General features: G+C 42.7%; 19 protein-coding genes and 1 tRNA gene. 15 read left to right on the top strand and 5 right to left on the bottom strand.

Annotated features, from left to right (window positions below; translation table 11 throughout):
- Window positions 1-1068 carry a ribonuclease Z gene (locus B3S92_RS08255; protein WP_296204807.1) on the top strand — a complete coding sequence of 356 codons (1068 nt, stop codon included), beginning with the start codon at window positions 1-3 and terminating at the stop codon, window positions 1066-1068.
- Here the strand turns inward: B3S92_RS08255 and B3S92_RS08250 are convergent.
- Window positions 1065-1952 carry an ATP-binding protein gene (locus tag B3S92_RS08250; protein WP_296204805.1) on the bottom strand — a complete coding sequence of 296 codons (888 nt, stop codon included), beginning with the start codon at window positions 1950-1952 and terminating at the stop codon, window positions 1065-1067. The two genes, B3S92_RS08255 and B3S92_RS08250, sit on opposite strands and share 4 nt — an antisense overlap.
- A 175-nt stretch (window positions 1953-2127) precedes the next feature.
- Here B3S92_RS08250 and B3S92_RS08245 point away from each other — a divergent pair, with 175 nt between their 5' ends.
- Together B3S92_RS08245 and B3S92_RS08240 are read left to right on the top strand one after the other, a co-directional pair.
- Window positions 2128-3141, top strand: coding sequence for a protein kinase domain-containing protein (locus tag B3S92_RS08245; protein WP_296204802.1), 1014 nt, complete (start codon window positions 2128-2130; stop codon window positions 3139-3141).
- A gap of 61 nt (window positions 3142-3202) precedes the next feature.
- Window positions 3203-3397: a hypothetical protein gene (locus tag B3S92_RS08240; protein ID WP_296204801.1), complete on the top strand. Its 195-nt coding sequence runs from the start codon at window positions 3203-3205 to the stop codon at window positions 3395-3397.
- A gap of 145 nt (window positions 3398-3542) precedes the next feature.
- Here B3S92_RS08240 and B3S92_RS08235 read toward each other — a convergent pair.
- The 3 genes from B3S92_RS08235 to B3S92_RS08225 form a co-directional block, all read right to left on the bottom strand.
- Window positions 3543-3627 (bottom strand) — tRNA-Leu (locus B3S92_RS08235).
- Window positions 3628-3849: 222 nt separating this feature from the next.
- Window positions 3850-5595, bottom strand: a complete 1746-nt coding sequence (locus B3S92_RS08230) for a sigma 54-interacting transcriptional regulator (protein WP_296204798.1) — start codon at window positions 5593-5595, stop codon at window positions 3850-3852.
- Window positions 5596-5679: 84 nt separating this feature from the next.
- Window positions 5680-6924 (bottom strand): two-component system sensor histidine kinase NtrB, encoded by a 1245-nt coding sequence (locus B3S92_RS08225; RefSeq protein WP_296204796.1) that lies wholly within the window; start codon window positions 6922-6924, stop codon window positions 5680-5682.
- 486 nt (window positions 6925-7410) lie between these two features.
- On the opposite strand from B3S92_RS08225, the gene rimO reads away from it, so the two are divergent.
- From rimO to B3S92_RS08165, 12 genes are all read left to right on the top strand, one after another.
- A complete protein-coding gene (rimO, locus tag B3S92_RS08220) occupies window positions 7411-8952 on the top strand; it encodes a 30S ribosomal protein S12 methylthiotransferase RimO (protein WP_296204794.1) in 1542 nt (513 codons plus the stop codon).
- 249 nt (window positions 8953-9201) lie between these two features.
- Entirely contained in the window at window positions 9202-9927 is a 726-nt protein-coding gene (pyrH, locus tag B3S92_RS08215; protein ID WP_077450640.1) for a UMP kinase, read from the top strand.
- 126 nt (window positions 9928-10053) lie between these two features.
- Complete coding sequence (gene frr / locus B3S92_RS08210; protein WP_077450641.1) at window positions 10054-10608, top strand: ribosome recycling factor; 555 nt, start codon at window positions 10054-10056, stop codon at window positions 10606-10608.
- A gap of 204 nt (window positions 10609-10812) precedes the next feature.
- Window positions 10813-11583 (top strand): polyprenyl diphosphate synthase, encoded by a 771-nt coding sequence (gene uppS / locus B3S92_RS08205; RefSeq protein WP_296204790.1) that lies wholly within the window; start codon window positions 10813-10815, stop codon window positions 11581-11583.
- 64 nt (window positions 11584-11647) lie between these two features.
- Window positions 11648-12457 carry a phosphatidate cytidylyltransferase gene (locus B3S92_RS08200; RefSeq protein ID WP_296204787.1) on the top strand — a complete coding sequence of 270 codons (810 nt, stop codon included), beginning with the start codon at window positions 11648-11650 and terminating at the stop codon, window positions 12455-12457.
- Between the two features lie 118 nt (window positions 12458-12575).
- Window positions 12576-13820 (top strand): 1-deoxy-D-xylulose-5-phosphate reductoisomerase, encoded by a 1245-nt coding sequence (gene ispC, locus B3S92_RS08195; protein WP_296204784.1) that lies wholly within the window; start codon window positions 12576-12578, stop codon window positions 13818-13820.
- Window positions 13820-15259, top strand: coding sequence for an RIP metalloprotease RseP (gene rseP, locus B3S92_RS08190; RefSeq protein WP_414707017.1), 1440 nt, complete (start codon window positions 13820-13822; stop codon window positions 15257-15259). Before ispC ends, rseP begins: the two co-directional genes overlap by 1 nt.
- 352 nt (window positions 15260-15611) lie before the next feature.
- The gene (gene bamA / locus B3S92_RS08185; RefSeq protein ID WP_296204780.1) at window positions 15612-18035 is read left to right on the top strand and encodes an outer membrane protein assembly factor BamA; all 2424 of its coding nucleotides are present in this window, start codon (window positions 15612-15614) and stop codon (window positions 18033-18035) included.
- Window positions 18036-18177: 142 nt separating this feature from the next.
- Window positions 18178-19230 carry a UDP-3-O-(3-hydroxymyristoyl)glucosamine N-acyltransferase gene (gene lpxD / locus B3S92_RS08180; protein ID WP_296204777.1) on the top strand — a complete coding sequence of 351 codons (1053 nt, stop codon included), beginning with the start codon at window positions 18178-18180 and terminating at the stop codon, window positions 19228-19230.
- A 175-nt stretch (window positions 19231-19405) separates the two neighbouring features.
- A complete protein-coding gene (gene fabZ, locus B3S92_RS08175) occupies window positions 19406-19903 on the top strand; it encodes a 3-hydroxyacyl-ACP dehydratase FabZ (RefSeq protein ID WP_296204919.1) in 498 nt (165 codons plus the stop codon).
- A 57-nt stretch (window positions 19904-19960) separates the two neighbouring features.
- Entirely contained in the window at window positions 19961-20740 is a 780-nt protein-coding gene (gene lpxA / locus B3S92_RS08170; RefSeq protein ID WP_296204773.1) for an acyl-ACP--UDP-N-acetylglucosamine O-acyltransferase, read from the top strand.
- Between the two features lie 241 nt (window positions 20741-20981).
- On the top strand, window positions 20982-22343 hold the full coding sequence (locus B3S92_RS08165; RefSeq protein ID WP_296204771.1) for a sodium-dependent transporter: 1362 nt from the start codon (window positions 20982-20984) through the stop codon (window positions 22341-22343).
- 98 nt (window positions 22344-22441) lie between these two features.
- Here B3S92_RS08165 and asd read toward each other — a convergent pair whose 3' ends face one another.
- Window positions 22442-23587: an aspartate-semialdehyde dehydrogenase gene (gene asd / locus B3S92_RS08160; RefSeq protein ID WP_296204768.1), complete on the bottom strand. Its 1146-nt coding sequence runs from the start codon at window positions 23585-23587 to the stop codon at window positions 22442-22444.
- Between the last annotated feature and the right edge of the window lie 245 nt (window positions 23588-23832).

Raw genomic sequence — 23832 nt, 5'->3', positions numbered from 1 at the left:
ATGTTACACCTTACCTTTTTGGGCACATCAGCTGGCGTACCAACCAAGAAGCGCAATGTCACAGCGCTGGCTATTGAATGCTTAAATCCTTTTGGTTCAGCCGGCAACCCAGCTAGTAAGAAAAACAAGCCTTGGGTTTTGGTTGATTGTGGGGAAGCGACCCAACACCAGCTGTTAAAAACCAACATTAGTAGCCATCAGTTAGCGGTTATTTGTATTACCCATGTGCATGGGGATCATTGTTATGGTTTGCCAGGGCTTCTCGCTAGTATGGCCATGTCAGGGCGCAAAGAGTCGTTAACCATTATTGCGCCTCAGGCTATTAAGCAATTTTTAGAGGCAGTTAAGGCCACCACTGAGCTGTATTTTCCTTTTGAGATTGAATTTATTAGCATTGAAAGCTTATTTAAGACCACAGAGCTTAAACAGTCACATACGGTATCTGTGCCGTTATCGACCACACATCAGCTGGATATTGAGGTTATTAAGTTATTCCATCGGGTAAAGTCGTACGCTTTTAAAATTACCCAAACTGTGCAGACCATTAAGTTGAATATTGAAAAGCTGAAAGCGGAGGGTGTTGAGCCTACTGCTGCATGGGGTAGGCTTCAAGCCGGGAAAGATGTGACTTTGCCCAATGGCGGTCAATTGAAATCATTGGATTATACGCAGCGCGTGGCTCAGGTGCTTAAAGTGATTGTGGCGGGTGATAACGATAATCCACAGCTGTTGAGCGAGGCGGCCAAAGACGCAGACTTACTGGTACATGAAGCCACATATACTCAGGCAGTGGCTGATAAAATAATGTCACGAGAAGATGCCTTTGATCCGATGCATACTACGGCCAAGCGGATTGCGAGCTTTGCGCATTCCGCCCAATTAAATAATTTAATATTGACTCACTTTAGTGCCCGCTATCAGCCTTATGATGACCCTGAGTCGAAGACACCAAATATGGCTGATATCCGCTTAGAGGTAGAGCAGTATTATCAAGGGAATCTGTGGCTGGCTCGAGACTTTATGCGTTTTGAGGTGACTCATAAAGCGGTAAAGCAGTTAGTCAACTAGCTGTCTTGGCTTAATAACTGCTGGCCCACCCAGTGTCTAGCAAATTGATAAGCCACACGACCAGAGCGACCACCACGGCTAGAAGACCAAAGTAGGGCTTCGTGACGTATCTTATCGCTCCATTCAATGCCTTCAGCTTGCAGATAATGGGTAACGATATTTAAATAAGTCTCTTGATTCATTGGATAGAATGACAGCCACAGTCCAAAACGATCCGATAACGACACAGTCTCATCAATAGTTTCATAAGGGTTAACCTCATCGGTCTGACCGTCATAAATACTGACGTTGTCTTTCATTAGCTGAGGCAATAAATGACGACGGTTACTGGTGGCATAGACCAGTAGCTTATCTTGTTCTGAGTCCAGCGCTCCATCCAACACACTTTTTAGGGTGCGGTAGTTCTCATCTTGACCATTAAATGCCAGATCATCACAATAAACGATATAGCGACAAGAAGTATCTTCTGGTAACTCATTAATGGCGTCTCGAATCTTATCTAGCATTTGTAGGTCATCGCGCGATACTTCAATCATGCGTAGGCCTTGATCTTTAAATTCGTTCAATAATGCTCGGATGATAGAAGATTTACCGGCCCCTCGCGTTCCAGTCATTAACACATGGTTAGCAGGATAGTCGGCCAAAAATTGCTTAGTATTTTGGACTATTTTTTGTTTTTGAGTATCAATGCCGATCAGGTCATCAAGCGCTAAAGCAGAGCTAACTTTAATCGGCTCAAGTCTGCCTTTAATGCCACCAACCCAGCGATAGGCCAATTGACTAGGGTCTATCTTAAGAGGAGGGGTGATGTTTTGTTTTAGGAACTCAGCCAATAAGTGAGCTAAATTATCATCTAAGGTAAGCGTGTTTACAGAATTTGCCATGCTGACTCAGCCCCATCAAGTTATGATTATAAATACGAAATAATAGAGTCAAAAATAGTGCCAGTAAAGCCCAGTGAATGCAAGCCATAGCCTACGTTATAATTCTTAACTAAGCCCTTTATTCAATACTGTCTACTGAGCTGTCTTTAACCCATCACTCTTAACTGCGACAACTATGTCTAATCTGCAACACACAATGCAAAATGCTAGGCAACATACCATGCAAGATCCTAGGCAAGATATCAGGCACCAAATGATAAGGCAGCGGGTTGACTCTCAGCTTGCTCAGCAAGGGTATATTTCCTGTAAATTACTGTGTTTAAGTTACGAAGTAAATGAAAATGAAGTTAGCTATCAAGGCATTACTAAGGCAGAGCAGGAAAATGTTGCCTATATTATTAAATGGCAGTTGCAGCCAACGGCTAAAAGTTATAGCTCAAGCTTAGACGCTGAAATTGACAATATAAAACAGCTTCAGCAGCAGGGTTGGCAACAGCAAGCATCGTATCCAGAATCAATACAGTATCAGTTTATAAAAACGAGCATCATTGATATGCAGGGCGAGCAGTGGCAGCTAACCGGCTTGATCATGCCTTATTTTCATCTAGGCAGTCTCAAGCGCTATCTGCATTGTTTTTCATTATCTAAGCCACAAAAGCTACAATTGGCGCTTGCCTTGGCCAAGTGTGTGCAGCAGCTACATCAAATAGGCTGGGTACATGGGGATATTAAGCCCAGTAACTTTCTTTTGGCCTCATCACAGGTGTATTTAAATGACTGGGCTTGTGCAAAGCCGATATTGAAAGATTTTGGAATAAATGAAACCGAGTCAAAAACTAGAGTGCAGGGGACACCCGCCTATTTAGCGCCGGAATGCTGGCAAGGAGAATCGATAACGGTGCAAAGTGATTTATATGCTTTTGGCATAACCTTGTTTGAACTATGGGTAGGGGAAAAGCCTTATCAACTACAAGAGAAGGAATTGGATAAGCAGAAATTGTCATCTCAATGGGCAAGACTACATTGTCAACAGCCGATTCCTTTATTACCCCAGCAGTGGTCCTCGTTACAACCAGTCATTGATAAACTTTTGGCAAAACAGATGCGAAATCGTTTCGATAAAATGGAAACGGTCATTCAGGAACTACAACAAGTTATTAAAACATCTGCTGAATTTAGACTATACTAGCAGCTATAATCTCTGGCTTTTGCCAACTAATATTAATAAAGCGATATAAAAGGTTAGGACTATGTTTCTTGTGATCCAAAACGATACGATAAACTTGAGTGATGTGAGCAGAATATCTAGAGATTCTAATACCATTAAGGTCTATTTCATCAGTCAGTCGAATTCAGTTGAATATCACTATGACACTGAAAATGACGCTTCTGAGGTTGAGTATAAGATATTCAAAAACTTAGAAGAGAAAAGGCTGATTGTGTAAGCTAAATATATATAAATATTTAAAGAGGGTGGAAAGAGTCAGTCTTGGTATTGATTAAGCAATAGCTATGCAAATAAGATAGGCAATAAAAAACCCGCTATAAGCGGGTTTTAATGTTTGGTTGAGAGTAACTAACCGCATAAAATGGTGGGGATGGAGAGACTCGAACTCTCACACCTCTCGGCGCCAGAACCTAAATCTGGTGCGTCTACCAATTCCGCCACATCCCCATTTTGTTCTACACATACAATTAATGTGTACTGGGCTAGTGCTTCTCAGTGGTTGGGTATTATATAGATTTTAAATAAGTTGGCAAGCCCTTTTTTTAAATTTTTCTCTTTTTTTATCAATATAGGTCGAATTAAAGCGATTTTAACTAAAATAAGGCTTATCAGCAGTCATTGATTATCGATTACTTGCCGTAAAAGTATTTTAAACAGCATAAGAGCACCTTAACAGGAACGACTGTTGTCAGTAATGCCTAATAGCTTTATCTTACGGGTTAAAGTATTGCGTCCCCAGCCTAGTAGATCAGCCGCTTCGCCTTTTCGGCCCTTGGTGTGCTCTAAAGCCACTGTGATTAAGACTTTTTCAAATTCGGGGGTAGCCAGCTGTAAAATTTCAGTTTGCCCTTGATTCAAAGCAGTAGTGGCCCAGATTTGTAGCTGACTTTGCCAATCAGTAGGCTGATTTTGCAGATAGGCCTTAGTAGCTAAATTAACTGTCGATAGGCTATTAAAGTCATCTACTTTTGATGGAATAGACTCACTGGTTAGCGTCGTAGCCATCTCTAACGCAGTTAGAGTCGATGAGTTGTTGTCAAAGTCATGGAGTGGTGGCTGTTGTTGCTCAGCAGTTAATTTATGCTGATGGGTTAAATAGCGCTGAGCAAACTCAGTAAGATCAGGCGGCAAATCCCCAATACCCAGTACTTCGCCGGTTGCCATTACGGTAATCCAACGGCAAGCATTTTCTAATTGACGTACGTTACCCGGCCAGTTGAAGGATTGCATAATGTGCAGAGCTTCTGGCGATAGTTGTTTTTTATCGGTCTTCATCTCGGTGGCTGCCTTGCTCATAAAGAACTCAATCAGCTCAGGGATATCATCAGGACGGGCGCGCAGTGGGGGTAGTGGCAAACGAATCACATTGAGTCGATAAAATAAATCTTCACGAAATTTACCCTCTTTGACCAGCTGCTCTAAGTTCTGATGGGTAGCGGCAATGATACGGACATCGACTTTAATAGGCTTCTGTCCGCCCACTCGGAAAAACTCGCCGTTGGCCAGTACTCGCAGGAGGCGGGTCTGGGTGCTAAAAGGCATATCACCAATTTCATCTAAAAATAGCGTCCCGCCATCAGCTTGCTCAAAGCGACCTTGACGCTGAGTGGTAGCGCCAGTAAATGCCCCTTTTTCATGACCAAACAACTCAGACTCTATTAGTTCATGAGGAATGGCGGCCATGTTTAAGGCAATAAAAGGCTTTTTTTGACGCGGAGAGTTTTGGTGTAAAGCACCTGCCACAAGCTCTTTACCGGTACCAGACTCGCCAGTAATCAATACCGTAATTGGGGAAGAGGCAAGTCGTCCTATGGCGCGAAATACAGTCTGCATGGCGGCGGATTGACCAATAATGGGACTGGATTGCACGCCTTCAGGCTTTGAAGGTCTTGTGGCTTTGATAGCAGCAGAGTCAGCAGCCGTTGTTTTATTTGTTTTAAAGGTTACTGACGCATCAGTTGCAGGATTAGAGGCGACAACAGGCTTCTCTTCTGATGATTTGAGCGTTGAGGCTTTAGGATTAGTGCCAATGGCTTTTTTGATAATTGTGACGGCGTGATCTAAATCAAAGGGTTTGGGTAAATATTCAAATGCCCCGGTATCATAACTGTCCACTGCTGACTTCAAGTCGGAGTGAGCGGTCATAATGATGACTGGTAAGTCTGGAAAGTTCTTGTTCATCCACTGGCTAAAAGACAGTCCATCCATCATCGGCATACGGATGTCGGTTAAGATAACATCCGGCAGACGGCCCTGATTTTGATGATCATTCAATATGTCGTTTAGCTTCGCCCAAGCACCTTTGGCATTACTAAAAGCTTGTACTTCAAGGCCAGCATCCTGAAAAGTATCTTCTAAGATTAATCTTAGCGCAGGATCATCGTCGATTAGCCACAGGCTGTGTTTAATTGTCATGTTATATATTCCATTTTTTATGAATGTGGTCCAGTTATAGAAGCTGCTTTTTTATAAGGATATTTTGGGTTTATATCACGACTATTATTGGTGTTGAAGAGTGCTTAACTGTAAGGGGAGATAGACATTAAACTGGGTATCTCCAGGCTGAGAGCTGACCTCAATCGCCCCTTCATGACGGTGTATGATTTCTTGTACCAGAGCCAGTCCTAATCCAGTACCATTCGCTCTTCCGGTCACTAACGGAAAAAAGATTCTTTCGATTAAATCATCAGCAATACCGGCGCCATTGTCTTGAATACTGATCCGAATTACTTGCCGGTGGTGCTGAGCACCAATGGTATATTGATGCTCAATCCGAGTAATTAGAGTTAATTGAGGTTGGTATTCAGCTTGTAACAATGTCGTATCCTGCTCTGACAATGCTTCACAGGCATTATTTACTAGGTTTAAAAATACCTGAATAAGTTGATTTTTATCAGCGGTAATCTCCGGCAGCGACAAATCATAATCTCTTTTGATAGTAACCTGTGGGTACTGAGACTGGATTAGTAGTAACACATGCTCTAAAGGCTCATGTATATTTACCGATTGCCATTCTGGTAGTTGATTTGAGCCAAGTAGCTGCTCAATAAGCTTAGTTAAGCGGTCCGTTTCACTGATAACGATACCGGCATAGGTAGTTAGTTTTTTGGCATCTACTAAAACAGTATTCTCATCGTTATTGGTGGCTTCAGAAGGGTGTTGGGTTTGCTTAATTAATAACTGAGCCGCACCGCGAATGCCTGCCAACGGGTTTTTTACCTCATGAGCAACAGAGCGCAGCATTTCACGAGAAACATCATGTTGCTCTTGTAAACGCTGCTCTTTGTCTAGTCGGCTTCGACGGTCTCCTTGCCACATTTCAATCAAGTAATAAGAGCTACCTTCCTGATTCATCGGAGTCACACTGTAATGCACATATAACGGCTGGGTGACTCCTCGGATATGGCGACTGTACTCAATAAAAGGCTGTAAGTACTCTTTGGCATTATGAAACTGCCTTTCTAGCTTGTCTCTTGATGCCTCTACACAAGATTTGTTCTCTGAAAGCTGGGCCTGAGAGTCTACTGACGGATTTAAGCTTTCGCTATCAGCCTTGATGACTTTGGCTTCACTCATAGTGGGTATTAATAAGTCTAAAATGCTAAGCCCTATTAAGCGCGACTTGCTTACTGAAAGTAGCTGCTCAGTTTGGCTGTTGACCCATTGAATGGTCAAATCCTCAGCCACCCAGATGACACCGGTATATAAGCTTTGTAATAAGGAGAGGGCTTGTAATGACTTCATATGAGAACTTTTTCCAGCGTCAAGGAGGCAAGTTTAAAGTTGCAAGAATAGTACCAATCTAGATGGCCTATTAAATAGGCGATGTAGTTTTATTTTTAGACCAAGCTGTTGAGCTCATAACGTTATAAAAAAGACTAATCCAATAATATGACCTAAATAAGTGCATAAAATAAGGTTCCTGATACATTTTAGGGCAGAAAATACTAAATAATGTATTTTTTTGCGATTAGTGGGTAGTGAATAAGAAAATATGCACCATACAAGTTGAGCTTATCTATATAAAGCTCACTGATTTAGGAAGGATAGGGTAATGTTAGGCATTTACTAAGTTTAATAATGAGATGAAAAACATATGAATAACGCATTGGTGCTAGTATAGCGTTGCTAAAATTCGTACAATGCACATCAAATTTTAGTGTTTACACACTGCCTCGCAATTCTTCAATCTATCCTCTTTCAATTCACTACTCTTAAAAGTATTTTTCTATGCCAAGCAAAAATCCAGCGGACTCCGTTTCTATTTATGTGCCAGGTGCCTCAGTCACCCCGGATGCAACTTCTCAAGGTGCTTATCACCATAAAGCCAACCACAATCAAAATCGCAGTGTCGAACAAAGTGGACAGCAAGCCAGTCAGCAAGAGACAGCGACAGGCTCTTCGGTTGCCCCAAAAGTAGGCTTTGTGTCATTAGGCTGCCCAAAAGCGCTAGTAGACAGTGAGCGTATCATTACTGAATTGACCCGAGATGGTTATCGTGTGGCCTCAGATTATGAGGGAGCAGACTTGGTGGTGGTAAATACTTGCGGCTTTATTGAGTCCGCAGTACAAGAGTCTTTAGATGCCATCGGTGAAGCCATAAGCCAAAACGGCAAAGTGATTGTGACCGGGTGTTTGGGGAAAGATGCTGAGAAAATCCGTGATATGCATCCCGCTGTTCTTGCAGTAACGGGCGCTCACGCTTATGACGAAGTCATTACTGCAGTTTCAAAACATGCGCCAATGCCTCAAGCGATTAAAGACAAAAAAGCTTATGATCCCAAGATTGATCTGATTGATTTGGCAGGCGTGAAACTGACTCCAAGTCATTATGCTTACCTAAAAATATCAGAAGGCTGTAACCACCGTTGTACCTTCTGCATCATTCCAAGCTTACGCGGTGACTTGGTTTCTCGTCCTATTGATGAGGTGATGAATGAAGCCATAGCCCTGAAGAAAGCCGGAGTGAAAGAACTGTTGGTTATTTCTCAGGATACCTCGGCTTATGGGGTAGATTTGAAGTATAAGACCACCTTCTGGAATGGTATGCCGCTCAAATCAAAGTTCTTTGATCTTTGTGAAGTACTCGCCAAAGTAGGTATTTGGGTGCGTCTACACTATGTGTACCCTTATCCGCACGTCGACAAAGTGGTTGAGCTAATGGCGAAGCCAGGTGATCGTGGTGGGTTATTGCCTTATCTGGACATCCCGCTACAACATGCCAGTCCCAGCGTGTTAAAAGCCATGAAGCGTCCGGCACACAGTGAAAATACTTTAGCGCGTATCCAAAAATGGCGCGAGATTAACCCCGATATAGTGATTCGCTCAACCTTTGTGGTAGGCTTCCCTGGTGAAACTGAAGAAGATTTTGAATATCTTCTTGAGTGGTTGAAACAAGCTAAGCTTGACCGTGTGGGCTGTTTTACCTATTCAGAGATTGAGGGAGCGGTGGCCAATGACTTGCCCAATCCGGTGCCTGAGGAAGTGAAGCAAGAGCGCTACGAGCGATTTATGGCGGTACAGCAGCAGATTTCTGAGCAGAAGCTACAAGAGAAAGTGGGTAAAACCATGACGGTATTGGTCGATGAGATTGATAACGAAGACTTTATTGCCATTTGTCGCAGTTACGCCGATGCGCCAGAGATTGATGGTCACGTGTATGTCGATGATATTGTACAAAACGGTCAGGTCGCTTTAAAAGTAGGGGATATCATCACCGTAACCATCGATGAAGCCAGTGAGTATGACTTATTTGCTTCTTATACTGGCTAGCAAATTTCTTCAGGGATAATGATTTTGAAAGCAAAGGACGGCCTTAGTATCAAAATAGAACTATAAGCAGATAGCGTTTTTTGGTAAACTTTACCGAATTTAGCTTAATTTTTAGTTAGTTTTTTATTTAGCTATTTATTTCATCTTAGCTGTGCTTAATCATTGGGTCATAATTTATGGTCAAACTAATTAAAGGTTAGCCAGGTTAAGAGAAAATAAATTAGTGCAAACAATATAGCAAGGTGCCTTATGTCTGATAAAAACCCGCAGTACTCACGTATTTTACTTAAGCTATCTGGAGAAGCCTTAGCTGGCGGACAAGGTATGGGGATTGATACTTCTGTACTGGATAAAATGAGCCTAGCCATCGCTCATTTATGTGGTTTGGGAGTGCAAGTAGGTATCGTTGTTGGCGGTGGTAACTTATATCGCGGCAGCCAACTACAAAAAGAAGGGTTGGTGGGCCGAGTAACCGGGGACCAAATGGGGATGCTGGCCACAGTTATGAATGGTTTAGCAATGCGCGATGCTCTAGAGCGCCGTAACATCAACACCCGTTTGATGTCAGCCTTACCTATCGGTGAAGTTACTGAGAGTTACAGTAGCAGAAACGCCATTCGTTACCTAAAAAATGGCGATGTTTGTATCTTTGTGGCAGGAACAGGTAACCCATTCTTCACCACTGATACTGCTGCTTGTCTACGCGGTATTGAAATTGAAGCGGGCGTTATCCTCAAGGCGACCAAAGTAGATGGGGTTTACGACAAAGACCCAAGTATTCATGATGATGCCAAAAAATATGATGCTTTAACTTTCGATGAAGTCTTAGAGCAAAAGCTAGGCGTTATGGACTTAACAGCGATTGCTCTATGCCGTGAGCACAACGTTCCTTTACAAGTATTTGATATGAATAAACCCAACTCGTTATTAAACGTTATTATGGGTCAAAATGAAGGCACAAAAGTCTTTCACTAGTTATCTCTGCAAGACTATCTAGCCGCACAAGACTAGTTATGGCCATAAGACTGGCGCGACATTTATAGCGTTGTATTGTTAAACGATTATCTATTGTTAACTGATTATAGAGTAAGGAAAAAAATTATGATTAATGACATTAAAAAAGACGGCGAAGAGCGTATGAAGAAATCTCTAGAAGCATTGGAAAATGCTTTTAGTAAAGTACGTACCGGCCGTGCTCATCCAGGTATGTTATCTGGCGTAATGGTAAACTACTATGGCGCAGATACTCCGCTTAACCAAGTGGCCAGCGTTAACGTTGAAGATTCTCGCACTTTATTGGTTCAGCCATTTGAACGTTCAATGGTGCAAGCAGTAGACAAAGCGATTCGTGAAGCGGACTTAGGCTTAAACCCAATGACTGCAGACGTGATCCGTGTTCCTATGCCAGCCTTAACCGAAGAAACCCGTCGTGATATGCAGAAACTTGCGCGTGGTGAGGCAGAAAACAGCCGCGTTTCAGTGCGTAATATCCGCCGCGATATGATGAATGATGTAAAAGACTTGGCGAAAGAAAAAGAAATCAGTGAAGACGAAGAGCGCCGTGCCAGTGATGATATCCAAAAGCTAACCGATAAATACATTGCTTCTATCGACAGTAAGCTTGAAGCCAAAGAAAAAGAGCTAATGGAAGTATAAGACTGATTATAGGCTTAAAAGCCAATTAGTAATAAGTCAGTGAGCCCTATCAAGCCTAGTCTGCTATCCCTCAATATTCTATATTTAGGGCTGACAGGCTAGGTTTGAATCATAAGGTTTTATTAAGTCTGTATTACAATACCTCGTTAATAAATACAGACTAATAAGACCAAAACCTACCCAAAACACTAGATAAAGACTATTATGACTGAGCCACAAACCTCAAACGCTTACGATTCCTTGCCTATCCCCCCGGTGTTACCAAAGCACATTGCCATAATTATGGATGGCAATAACCGCTATGCTAAAGCGCATGGCATGGCCAAAGGTCAGGGCCATATTGCGGGTAAAGAATCTTTAGACCCTTTGGTAGAGTATTGTGTGGCTGTGGGCATTGAGGTGTTAACTGTTTTTGCCTTCTCAAGTGAGAATTGGCAACGTCCAGCCGATGAAGTGGCGCTACTGATGCGACTGCTTTCTGCGACCATCAGTGAGCAGTTGCCGCGTATGAAGAAGTACAATATTTGTTTAAGATTCATTGGGGATAGAAGCCAGTTAAGTCCAGAACTACAAGAACAGATGGCCGATGCTGAAGCAGAGACAGCGGACCATAAGGCAATGACTTTGGTAATTGCTATCAGTTATGGTGGGCAGTGGGATATTGCCAATGCCGCCCAACAACTTGCTAAAAAAATTGAACAAGGTGAGATGAGCGCCGAGCAGTTAACAGTCGAGGCTTTAGGGGGTCAAGTTCAGCTAGCGGATTTGCCAGATGTAGATATGCTTATCCGTACCGGTGGTGAATACCGAATTTCAAACTTCTTATTATGGCAATCAGCCTATGCTGAGCTATTTTTCACCAATACTTTATGGCCAGATTTCGCTGCCAAAGAGTTAAATGAGATGATGTTTGAATTCTCACGTCGTCAGCGCCGATTTGGTAAAACCAGTGAACAAATTGAGTCAGAAACGTAGGGCTTGGGCTTCACAAGCACGTTTCTTTAAATTACATGAATAAAAATAAAAGAGGGTGCCTAGTATGTGGATACGCATTAAGACGGCTTTAATCTTGGTCTTGATTGTGGGAGTCGCACTATTTGCTAGTGATACGCCTTATCTGTTCATCCCTTTATTGGCCACTGGGATAATAATAGCTTCCCATGAGTGGACCAAGCTAATGCCAAAGTGGCGTGCCCCCTCTTTATTTGTGGTATTGGTATTTGCCGTTACCATGACTACCTTACTGCTTCCTGTCACCTGGCCTGCTTGGTGGGCTGCTGCTATTGTCATTTGGTTAATGGCATTGTCTTGGGTCACTAAATTCCCTACCTCCACAAACTGGTATGGCCAGCGCTTATCGGTAATGGGTATTGTTATTTTAACTGCGGCCATTAGTGCCATGTTCTATCTGTGGCAATTGTCTGCTTGGTGGTTGATGTATGTGTTCTTATTGGTCTGGTGTGCCGATAGTGGGGCGTACTTTGTGGGTCGTAAGTTTGGTAAACGCAAAATGTCTCCTAATGTTTCACCCAATAAGAGTGTGGAAGGTCTAATGGGAGGGCTAGCAACCGGACTGGCCGTGGTAATAGGTATCAGCTTATTTATGCTTGAATACACGGGTATGCAGCTGGTTTTATTTGTTCTACTTTCTTTGGTGACTATCTTAGCCTCAGTACTGGGTGATTTATTTGAGTCTATGCTGAAGCGTCGTGCAGGGGTCAAAGACTCTGGTACTATTTTACCAGGACATGGTGGGGTATTAGATCGCATTGATTCTTTATTATCCGCCACGCCAATTTTTGCTTTGGGTTTTTGGGCCTTACAATACTTTGGCTTTATAACGATATAGATTAAACCGATATAGCTTAAAGCAGCATAAACTTAGCTCTAAGCTATTAATTTTTAAAAAAACACCCATCATCATTATTATTTTATATAAAAACTAGCAATGGTTTAAAAGGTAAGTTATGACCCAACGCATCGCTGTCCTCGGCGCCACCGGATCTATTGGCGACAGTACTTTATCAATATTGGCTGACCATCCCCAAAACTATCAGGTTTATGCGCTATCAGGTCATGGTCGATTGGATAAGCTCTTTGAGCTGTGTCAGAAGTTTCAACCGAGTAGAGTGGCTGTGCCTGAAGACAAGGTAGAGGATTTTGCTTCACGATTACAGCAAGCCAACCTCGTCTGTGATGTGGTAGGGGGTCAAGCGGGTCTAGATGATATCGCAGCAGATACTGAGGTTGATACCGTGGTGGCTGCCATTGTGGGTGCGGCAGGACTGGCTTCAACTTTAACCGCTGCCAAAGCGGGTAAGCGTATTTTGTTAGCGAACAAAGAGGCTTTGGTCATGGCCGGCAGTCTGATGATGCAGGCAGTTCGAGATAATGGGGCTACCTTATTGCCTTTAGATTCAGAACACAATGCCATCTTCCAGTGTCTGCCTGCTGAAGTACAGCAAAAAAATACTCACATTCATAATGCTTGCTACGGTATCAAAAAGCTGTGGTTGACGGCTTCTGGCGGACCTTTTTTACATAAAAGTTGGGAGCAGATGCAGAGCGCTAGTGTCAGTGAAGCAGTTAAGCACCCCAACTGGTCTATGGGTCAAAAAATATCAGTAGACTCTGCGACTATGATGAATAAGGGACTTGAGCTGATTGAAGCCTGTCATTTGTTTGATCTGGACGAGTCGCAAATCAATGTGGTTATCCATCCACAAAGTATTATCCATTCGATGGTTGAATACTGCGACGGTAGCTTCTTGGCGCAAATGGGTAGTCCTGATATGCGTACCCCAATTGCTCATGCTTTGGCCTATCCAAATCGTATTAGTGCTGGGGTTAAGTCTTTAGATTTATATCAATTATCAGCACTGGAATTTATTAAGCCTGATTTACAGAAATTTGCTTGTCTAAAATTAGCCAGAGAAGCCATGCAGTCTGGGCAGGCCGCGACCATTGCCTTAAACGCGGCCAATGAAGTTGCAGTAGAAGCGTTTATAAAAGAGCAAGTTTCTTTAACCGATATTGCCTTGATTAATGGCCGAGTATTGGACACTATGCATCAGCAAGATTCTGTTACATCTAATAAAAAAGATGAGACAGATAGCTTTAGTGGTGATATTAAAACCTTAGAGGATATTTTAACTATAGATAAATTAGCTAGGATTCAAGCTCAACAAGAGGTAGAAAAATGTCGCAGTTAATGACATTGGCTCTATTCCTTCTTGCTTTTGCGGCTATTTTAGGACCATTAGTAGCACTACATGAGTGGGGGCACTATATTGTGGCCCGCATATGTGGGGTTAAAGTGCTAACTTATTCCATCGGATTTGGTCCTAAGCTTGCCAGTTGGACCAATAAAAAGACTGGCACTGATTATCGCATCTCCGCCTTACCGCTAGGCGGCTATGTGAAAATGCTTGATGAACGAGAAGGGCCAGTGCCTGAAGAAGAGAAGCATTTGGCTTTTAACAATCAGCATCCTTTGAAGAAGATCGCCATTGTTGCCGCCGGCCCCTTGATGAATTTCGTCATTGCTATCGCCTTATTTTGGGTGCTGTTTTTGGTGCCCAGCGAGCAGCTAAATACCCGTATTGGATCAATTTTGCCTGAGACACCAGCGGCCACAGTGAATTTACCCAAAGGGGATAAAATTGTTGCGGTTGATGGTCATAAAGTACAGACCTGGGAAGAGATTAACTATCGTCTGGCTGATCGTATGGGAGAGACGGGCACCGTCTCTCTTGCGCTGCAACAAGTAGCAGGAAACCCAGAGGGCTCAGCCAACGTCTCTGCTACGGAAAAAGCCTCTTCAGTTTATGCCCAAAGCAGTGAAGTAGCTGTTCCGATTAATAACTTTATGCAGGGCACACAATCTGGCAAAGACACGCTAACCAGCTTGGGAATACTGCCTTGGCAACCTAAGGTTGAGCCGGTGATAGGGCAGTTATCAGAAGAAGGGGCTGCTATACGTCAGGGCATGAAGGTCGGTGATAAGATTGTTGCTATTAATGGGGAGCCGGTAGAAGACTGGTTAATGGTTACCCGTATTATCAGGGACAATCCTGAAACCTTGCTTAATTTCACAGTGATTAGAAAAAATGAGCAAGGTCAAAGCCGTGAAGTTCAGTTGCAAATTATGCCTCAGGGTAAAAAAGGTCCAGCGGGTCAGCAGTATGGTCAGATTGGGGCGGGTATTGCTCCTATTGAGATTGTAGTACCAGAGGACTACAAAACGATGGTATCCTACGACCCTATTACTGCTATCGGTAAAGCTTTTGCTAAAACCGGTCAACTGGCGACCATGACCCTAAACTCGATGGGTAAAATGATCACAGGTAAAGTGGGATTAGACAACCTATCAGGTCCGATCACAATTGCAGTTATCAGTAAGCAAAGCTTCGAGATTAGCTGGGAGCAAGTATTGGCCAATGCCGGTATTATTAGCCTAAGCCTTGCCGTACTGAACTTATTGCCCATTCCTGTTTTAGATGGGGGGCATTTATTATATTATTTTATAGAACTGATTCGAGGCAGACCGGTCTCAGAAAGAATGCAGATTGTTGGCTTTAATCTTGGCTTCCTGCTGCTTCTTGGCTTTATGATTTTGGCCATAACTAATGACTTTAGTCGTTATTTTTAAACAAAAATACTGGATTTTATTAATTTAATAGCTTTAAATAGTTGCTTGTATCTAAAAATAGGGGAGTCTCTTCCCCTAAGGTCTAGATTTTTTATAATAATCTTGATAATGACCTAAAGTTATTTTGGATTAACCTAATAGGTTTAATGCTTTAATAGATTTAATGCTTTAATAGACTTAATGTAAGTAAGGCGGTATTTCGGGTTGATACTCGAGGTAGGCATAACACTAAGCCCCGCCTTTTACTTTTATAAAATAGAAATAAGCTCACTAATTCACTATAAGCATAGTGAAAGACAAGTTATTAAACCCCCTTACTTTTAGCACGTTCTTTGAATCACGGATTGTATGTATGCAAACGTCTTTATTTAAAATGTCACAACTAATAGCAGTGCCTGCATTTGCAGCAATTATGGCCGTATCGGCGCAAGCAGCGGATGCTGTAGTAACCGACGTCCAATTTGTGGGTCTGCAACGTTTAACTCCGGAAAGCTTATATCCTTTGCTTACTACCAATGTGGGTGAGACGGTAACCGATCAAGATTTAGCTAACAGTATCCAAGCTTTATATGCCACTGGTGACTTCGCTAACATTCAAGCTAAAAACGAAAATGGACGTTTGACTTATTATGTAGTAGAGCGCCCTATCGTTGCTGAAGTGAACTTCGAGGGCAACAAGCTTATTCCAAAAGAGGGCTTAGAAGAAGGTCTTAAATACGCTGGTATCTCTGTAGGTAGCGTCTTAAAGCAGTCAACGGTGCAAAACGTGGCCAACGAGCTACAACAGCAGTATATTGGCCAAGGCTACTACAACAGTGATATCGAGGTAGATCAACAGCTTTTAGACGGTAACCGCGTAAAGCTGACAGTACGCTTTATTGAAGGTAAGGCCGCTAAAGTGGTTGATATTAACGTCATCGGTAACAAGCACTTTAGTGATGAAGACATCAAAGATGTATTTGCGGTAAAAGAAACTTCTTGGACCCGTCTGCTTTCTAAGTCAGACCGCTATGCCAAAGAGAAGTTAGCAGCCAGCTTAGAGAACCTAAAGTCAATGTATATGAACGAAGGCTTCGTTAACTTTAGTGTTGATAATGCCATTTTGAATATCAATGACTCAAAAGACAAAGTGTTTATTGAAGTAAGCGTGACCGAAGGGGAGCAGTATAAGTTTGGTGAGACCAACTTCTTAGGCAACCCAAATTATGACAAGCAACAGCTGGCACAAAGTATCTCCTTCAAGCCAGGTGAGCAGTTCTCTCAAGCCAAATTAGAAGCCTCTACTAGTGCCCTAAAAAATCAATATGGCGATGATGGCTATTATTTTGCCCAAGTTCGTCCTGTTCCTCGCATTAATGATGAGACCAAAACGGTAGACATCGATTACTTTATCGATCCTGCCCGTCCTGTCTATGTGCGCCGTATTAACTTTACCGGTAACACCAAGACTGAAGATGAAGTACTGCGCCGTGAGATGCGTCAGTTGGAAGGGGCGTTGGCTTCTAGTGAGAAAATTCAAAACTCACGTGTGCGCCTAATGCGTACTGGTTTTTTCAAAGCAGTTAATGTTGATGTGAAGCCAGTTCCCAATACACCAGACCAAGTGGATGTCAACATCAGTGTTGAAGAACAGCCTTCAGGGAGCTCAACCATCGCTGCCGGTTATTCGCAAAGTGGTGGGGTCACTTTCCAGCTTGACTTCAGTCAAAGAAACTTCATGGGGACGGGTAACCGCGTTAATGCCGCTTTAGCTCGTTCTCAAACTCGAGATTCGTATAGTTTAGGTTTCACCGACCCGTACTTTACTGAAAACGGGGTATCACAAGGGATCAGTGGTTACTATAGAAAAACCAAACTTGATGATCGTAACGTTAGTGAATACGTTTTAGATTCTTATGGTGCTAATTTAAACTATAGTTATCCAATTGATGAAACCAAGCGTATTAGTGCTGGTTTCAACTACGACAATACAGAAGTAAAAGGCGGACGCTATTTAGGTCTTTCTAACGCTTATGATCTGTTAAAAGAAGATGGCACCTATGATAAGGACAACTCTTCTTATCAGTTCAATAATGATTATAATACCTATAACCTTGAATTAGGGTGGGAGTACAATACGCTAGATCGTCCTGTGTTCCCTACTAAAGGGATGAGCCATACGGTTAATGCTACCTTAGGGTTTGGTGATCAGACTTACCAGAAGCTAATCTATAGAGGTAACTATTACTATCCTTTAGCGAAAGATTTCGTTGCTCGTGGCTATGCTAAGCTTGGTTATGGTAATGACCTGCCTTTCTATGAAAACTTCTATGCTGGGGGTTATGGCTCGGTTCGAGGTTATGAGTCTTCTAGTCTAGGTCCTATTTCTCCATCTTTCTCAAACTTAGATGACGAAAATCAGTATAAGTTTTACGAAGAGGTGGGTGGTAACGCTTTGGCAACCGTTGGTGCGGAGCTAATTCTACCTATGCCATTTAAAGGCGATTGGGCCGATCAAGTACGTCCGGTGTTATTCGTAGAAGGTGGTCAAGTATTTGATACTACCGATAAAGAAGACAAAATAGTTGAGTTTAACAAAGACACTGGTAAGTTTACCGAGACGGCTGGTGGTACGCCGCTATTAACGCAAGACAATGACTTCAGATACAGTGCCGGTGCGGGTATTACTTGGTTTACCCCGATTGGGCCTATCTCTTTAAGCTATGCTAAGCCATTTGGTGATAAAGAGGGTGATAAGACTGAAGAAGTACAATTCCAGATTGGTAGTACGTTCTAGTTTATCGCTAGTTAGTCGACAGCTAATATCTGTTTTGACATTATTCATTGTCACTGCTTTATACAGGCTCAAAGTTATTAACTTTGAGCTTTCTTTTAATTAAACCCTTAAATAAAATCTTAAAAGGACATCTGGCATCCCTATGAATCCTTCTGCTTCTACCGTAAGCCTTGCTGAAGTGTTAACAGCCATCGAGGCTCGTCAGCCTATCTTAAATAAACAACCGTTGACAGAGGCGCAGTTACAGATCCAGTTAACCGGTATTGGCAGTCTAGATCAAGCCAGTGACAGTCAGCTAAGCTTTTTAGCAGACCAGGCCTATGTTTCAGCTTTATCAGAAACTAAAGCAGCGGTAGTCTTGGTATCAGCAGCGCATGCGGACCAAGTACCTGAGGGTAGCACTGCGATAATTGTATCTTCACCTTACGTGGCTTATGCCAGTGCCACACATCTGTTTGACCGTTCGCACAGCTTTGTGGCTACACCTTCCCAAACTTTTATCCATCCGACAGCCCAGGTGGCTGATTCTGCTGAACTGGGTGAGCAGGTATATGTTGGGCCTTTTTGTGTCATCGGTGAACAAGTAAAAATTGGCTCAGGCAGTCGGCTGCAGTCACAGGTGCATATTGAGCCATACTCTATAATCGGTAGAGACTGTGTGCTATATCCAAATAGCTACATTGGTCATAGCTGTCAGTTAGGCGATAAGGTTAGAATTCATGCCGGTGCCAGCATTGGTTCTGAAGGCTTTGGTTTTGCGCCTATGTCTAATACTGCCACGGAAGGTTGGGAGCGTATTGTACAACTGGGCTGTGTTATTATTGGCAATAATGTCCGTATTGGTAGCCAAACTTGTATTGATAGAGGCGCAGTTGACGATACTATTATTGAAGATAACGTTATTATTGATAACTTAGTTCAAGTAGGCCACAACGTAAAAATTGGGGCAGGGACTGCTATAGCTGGAAAAGTAGGTATCGCTGGTAGTACTATCATAGGTAAGAGTTGCATGATTGGCGGCGGCGTTGGTATCGCCGGTCACTTACAGATTGCAGATGGGGTAGTATTAACCGGCATGACCCTGGTTAGTAAGTCAATTAAAAAACCAGGCGTGTATTCTTCTGGAGTAAGCTCAATGCCAGCCATGGATTGGCGACGTGCTATGGTGAGAATTAGAGCACTGGGCAAGAAATAATCAGCTGACTTGATCACATAAGTTTTTTAAGCCTAGCTTTAGTAGGCATTATTAAGGTTAAATAGTAGCATTAAGATTTGTGTGCGTAAAATTTTGATAAGGATAGTTCATGACACAGCAGGGTAAGGGTGCAAACTCAGAAGTTAAAGTAATTTCCGAACAAGACGAATGGCAAATGACCGCTGAAGATGCGCAGTTATTGTTAGATAAATCAGTAAGTTTGCCGATGGGTTATGAGCAATTAAAACGCTATTTGCCCCACCGCTATCCTTTCATGCTAGTGGACCGCGTGACCGCTTGTGGCTCAAATTCTTGGATTACTGGTTACAAGAATGTCACCATCAATGAGCCTTTTTTTCAAGGTCACTTTCCACAAGAGCCTATTATGCCTGGGGTGCTGATTATAGAAGCATTGGCTCAGATATCAGGCATTTTGGCTTTTATTAATGAAGGGGTTACTGCCGAAGAGGGCCATCTGTTTTTATTTGCCGGAGTAGATAAGGCTAGATTTAGAGCCCCCGTGATTCCTGGTGATCAGTTGGTCTTAAAGTCTAAGCTTTTATTGCAGAAGCGGGATCTTTATAAATTTGATTGTAAAGCCTATGTTGCCGATAAATTAGCAGCCAGTGCCCAATTAATGATTATGCGCCAAGATAGAATCGTTACGGCTTAGAACGAAGGCTATCACATAATATAATTTTAAATTCTCTAAAATAATAGGTTGTTCTTAATGACACAGATACACCACACTGCCATCGTCTCAAGTAAAGCTGAAATCCATGACAGCGTAGTGATTGGACCTTATTGCATTGTCGGCGATAATGTTTCTATTGATGAAGGAACTAAGCTGCTACGCCATGTGGTGGTGACTAAAAATACCCGCATTGGGAAAAATAATGAGATTTTCCAGTTTGCCAGTATTGGTGAAGACTGTCAGGACTTAAAGTATGCAGGTGAAGAGACTTGGCTCGAGATTGGTGATAATAACTCTATTCGAGAGGCCTGTAGCTTTCATAGAGGGACCGTCCAGGACAATAGCCTTACCAAAATAGGTAGCAACAACTTGTTTATGGTCAATACCCATATCGCTCATGACTGTATTATAGGTAATGGCAATGTCTTGGCCAATAACGTGGGAGTAGCTGGTCATGTCCACATTGGTAATAACGTCATTGTTGGTGGTAACGCTGGGGTCCATCAGTTTTGTCAGATTGGTGACTATAGTCTTATCGGCGGAGGGAGTGTTATTCTAAAAGATGTCGCAGCAATGACTCTGGTCTCGGGAAATCCTGCCGCAGCACATGGTCTTAATGTTGAAGGCATGCGCCGTAAGCAGTGGTCAAAGAAGACCATTAACACCCTCAGAGCCGCTTATAAGCTGATTTTTAAATCTGGTAAAACTACCGAACAGGTGATTGCAGAATTGACTGCTGATTACTTGCCGCAAGAGCCAAAAATTCAGTTATTAATAGATTCTTTGGTTAACAGTAACCGAGGAATTACCCGATAATTTAGATAATTGAAAACTAATTTAAGTAAAACTAACATCAAGCCATAACTTTTAGTTATGGCTTTTTTAGTTTTTAGTCGCTTGACATTTAATCGCTTATGAAACAGACTTACTTTGTTAAATGATGTAAATACATATTGCTATAAAGCCAATTTATTGGCGGTAGTTAGTGACTTCAATGACTGTCTCATAAGGACATTAGACAGTTAAAGTATAAGCCTTGGATGGCTGGAGGATTAAAATGTCAAACAAACAGCATCACGCTCAATGGGGATCTCGCGTTGGCTTTATTATGGCCGCCGTTGGTTCTGCTGTGGGTTTAGGAAATATTTGGAAATTCCCATATATGGTTGGTGAAAGCGGAGGGTCTGCTTTTGTACTGGCTTATCTGGTGTGTATTGCCCTGATTGGCTTTCCAATCTTAGTAGCAGAGTGGATGATTGGTCGTCGTGGGCAACGTAACCCAATGGATTCATACGCTACTGTGGCCGCTTCAGAAGGTAAGACTCGTAACTGGGCCATTGTGGGTGTGGTCGGAATTTTAGGGGCCTTTTTAATCCTGTCTTTTTACAGTGTTATTGGGGGTTGGGCTCTAAACTATATGACCAAGTTAGCCAGTGGTGATTTTAACGGGCTAGATGGAGCAGCTGTAGAAGGGGTATTCAATACAATGTTGGCGTCTCCCGCTACGCTAACCATTTGGCATACGGTCTTCATGGGTATTACAGCAGGTATTGTGGCCCTTGGGGTAACTGGTGGTATTGAAAGAGCCGCTAAGGTTATGATTCCATTACTGGCGTTAATTTTGTTGGTAATCGTGGGTTATAACGTGGTCAATGGTGGTTTTGCTGAAGCCGTTGATTACTTGTTTACACCAGATGTGGCTAAGCTATTTGGGGAAGGCGCTTCAGATATTTATTTATCTGCGTTAGGACACGCTTTCTTTACCTTATCACTGGGTATGGGCATCATGGTAACTTATGGCTCATATTTAGGTAAAAACATTAGCCTACTAAGTATGGCACGGACAGTAGTAATCCTTGATACGGTTATCGCGCTTGCTGCTGGCTTGGCTATTTTCCCAATTATTTTCAGTCATGGCATGGACCCTGCAGCCGGACCTGGTCTAATCTTTGTCAGCTTGCCAATCGCCTTTGGTAGTATGACGGCGGGGGCATTGCTAGGTGCCTTGTTCTTCTTATTGATTACTTTTGCGGCGCTAACTTCTTCAATTTCTTTGATTGAGCCTTCTATTGAGTTTTTAGAAGAGCGTACGTCAATGAGTCGTAAGACAGCGGTTGTTGTGGCCAGTGTCGCTATTTGGTTGTTGGGTGTGGCAGCGTTATTGTCTTTCAACCTATGGTCAGAGGTAATGATTTTTGGTAATAATATCTTTGACTTCTTAGACAAGTTAACGAGTAAATTCATGTTGCCAATCGCAGGTTTAGCGGCCATCGTCTTTGCAGGTTGGGTCATGAATCAAGAGAGCGTGCGCCAAGAGCTTGGCTTATCAGGAGGCAGTTGGTCACTGTGGCAGTTAATTGCTAAGTTTGTGGCCCCTATTGGTGTAATCATCGTATTCATCACGACTGTTCTAAGTTAATCCAAACGTTAACTTTAAGCAAAAATAAAACCCCCAACTTAAAGTTGGGGGTTTTTTTATATCTCATTTAACAGAATAAGGGTTAAACAGCTAGAACGTTAGGCTTTAGACTGCTGAATGATGTTTAACATACGGCGTAAAGGCTCTGCTGCGCCCCATAATAGCTGATCGCCCACAGTGAAGGCACCTAGGTACTCTGGACCCATATTCAGCTTACGTAAGCGTCCTAAGGCCACGGTTAGTGTTCCGGTTACTGCCACAGGAGTTAGGCGCTGTATGGTGGCTTCTTTATCGTCTTCTACCAAATCCAACCATTCGTTGCCGCTATTTTTTAACGCTGCTTCGATTTCCTCTAAAGGAATGTCTTTTTTTAGTTTGATGGTTAGACCTTGAGCATGACAGCGCATTGAGCCCACACGGACGCACAGGCCATCGATAGGGATGATATCGTCGCCTTCATTGTTTAGAATCTTGTTGGTCTCAACGCCGCCTTTCCATTCTTCACGAGATTGTTTGTTTTCAAGTTGGCTGTCGATGTAAGGGATCAAGCTTCCTGCTAAAGGCACACCGAAATATTGGGTTGGGAACTCATTACTGCGCTGAGTCTCAGCAATTTTTTTGTCGATGGCCAAAATAGCACTGGCAGGGTCAGCCAATTCGTCAGCTACCGCATCGCGCAACATACCCATGCCACTGATTAGCTCACGCATATTATTGGCACCTGAGCCACTGGCCGCTTGATAAGTCATTGCTGATACCCATTCAACCCACCCACGGTTAAATAACTCGCCGATGGCCATAAGCATTAACGAGACAGTACAGTTACCGCCGATAAAGTCCTTGGTGCCGTTTTGTAGGGCATTGTCGATAACTGAGCGGTTTACTGGGTCTAAAACGATAACACTATTGTCTTCCATGCGTAAGCTACTGGCCGCATCAACCCAGTAACCGGTCCACCCAGAATCACGTAATGGGCCATGTACCGCTGTGGTATAGTCGCCGCCCTGACAGGTAATAATCACGTCACAGCTGCTAAGTGCTTCAATATCATGAGCATCTTTTAACTTGGCACTGGCTTCAGTGTGTTTAATGCCCTCAAAAGTAGGAGCATCACCACCAGCATTACTGGTCGAAAAGAAAATAGGGGTGATATTAGCGAAATCTTTCTCTTCTACCATACGCTGCATTAGCACAGAACCTACCATGCCACGCCATCCAACAAGACCCACTTTTAATTGACTCATGAATATATCCTTTGTGTATCTAGCTAAAATTATTTGTTAGATTAAGAACGTTAAGCCCAGATAAGCTTAGCCCTGAATAAATAACCGACGCTGTATCTGAATTTGCAGTATTTGTATTCGTGCTGCAGATTGTGGGCAGCAAATTTACAATATGCAACCCTTTACATTGCCTTGATATGAGTGAAATTGCAAGAGTTGGGCTTTAATTTTTTAACATTTTTTTTGTTATAAATTATAAGATAGAA

Source organism: Psychrobacter sp. UBA3962 (genome assembly GCF_002385225.1).
Taxonomy (GTDB): Bacteria; Pseudomonadota; Gammaproteobacteria; order Pseudomonadales; family Moraxellaceae; genus Psychrobacter.
The sequence above is the reverse complement of the archived record's forward strand: the minus strand, read 5'-3'. Positions and strand labels throughout refer to the sequence as shown.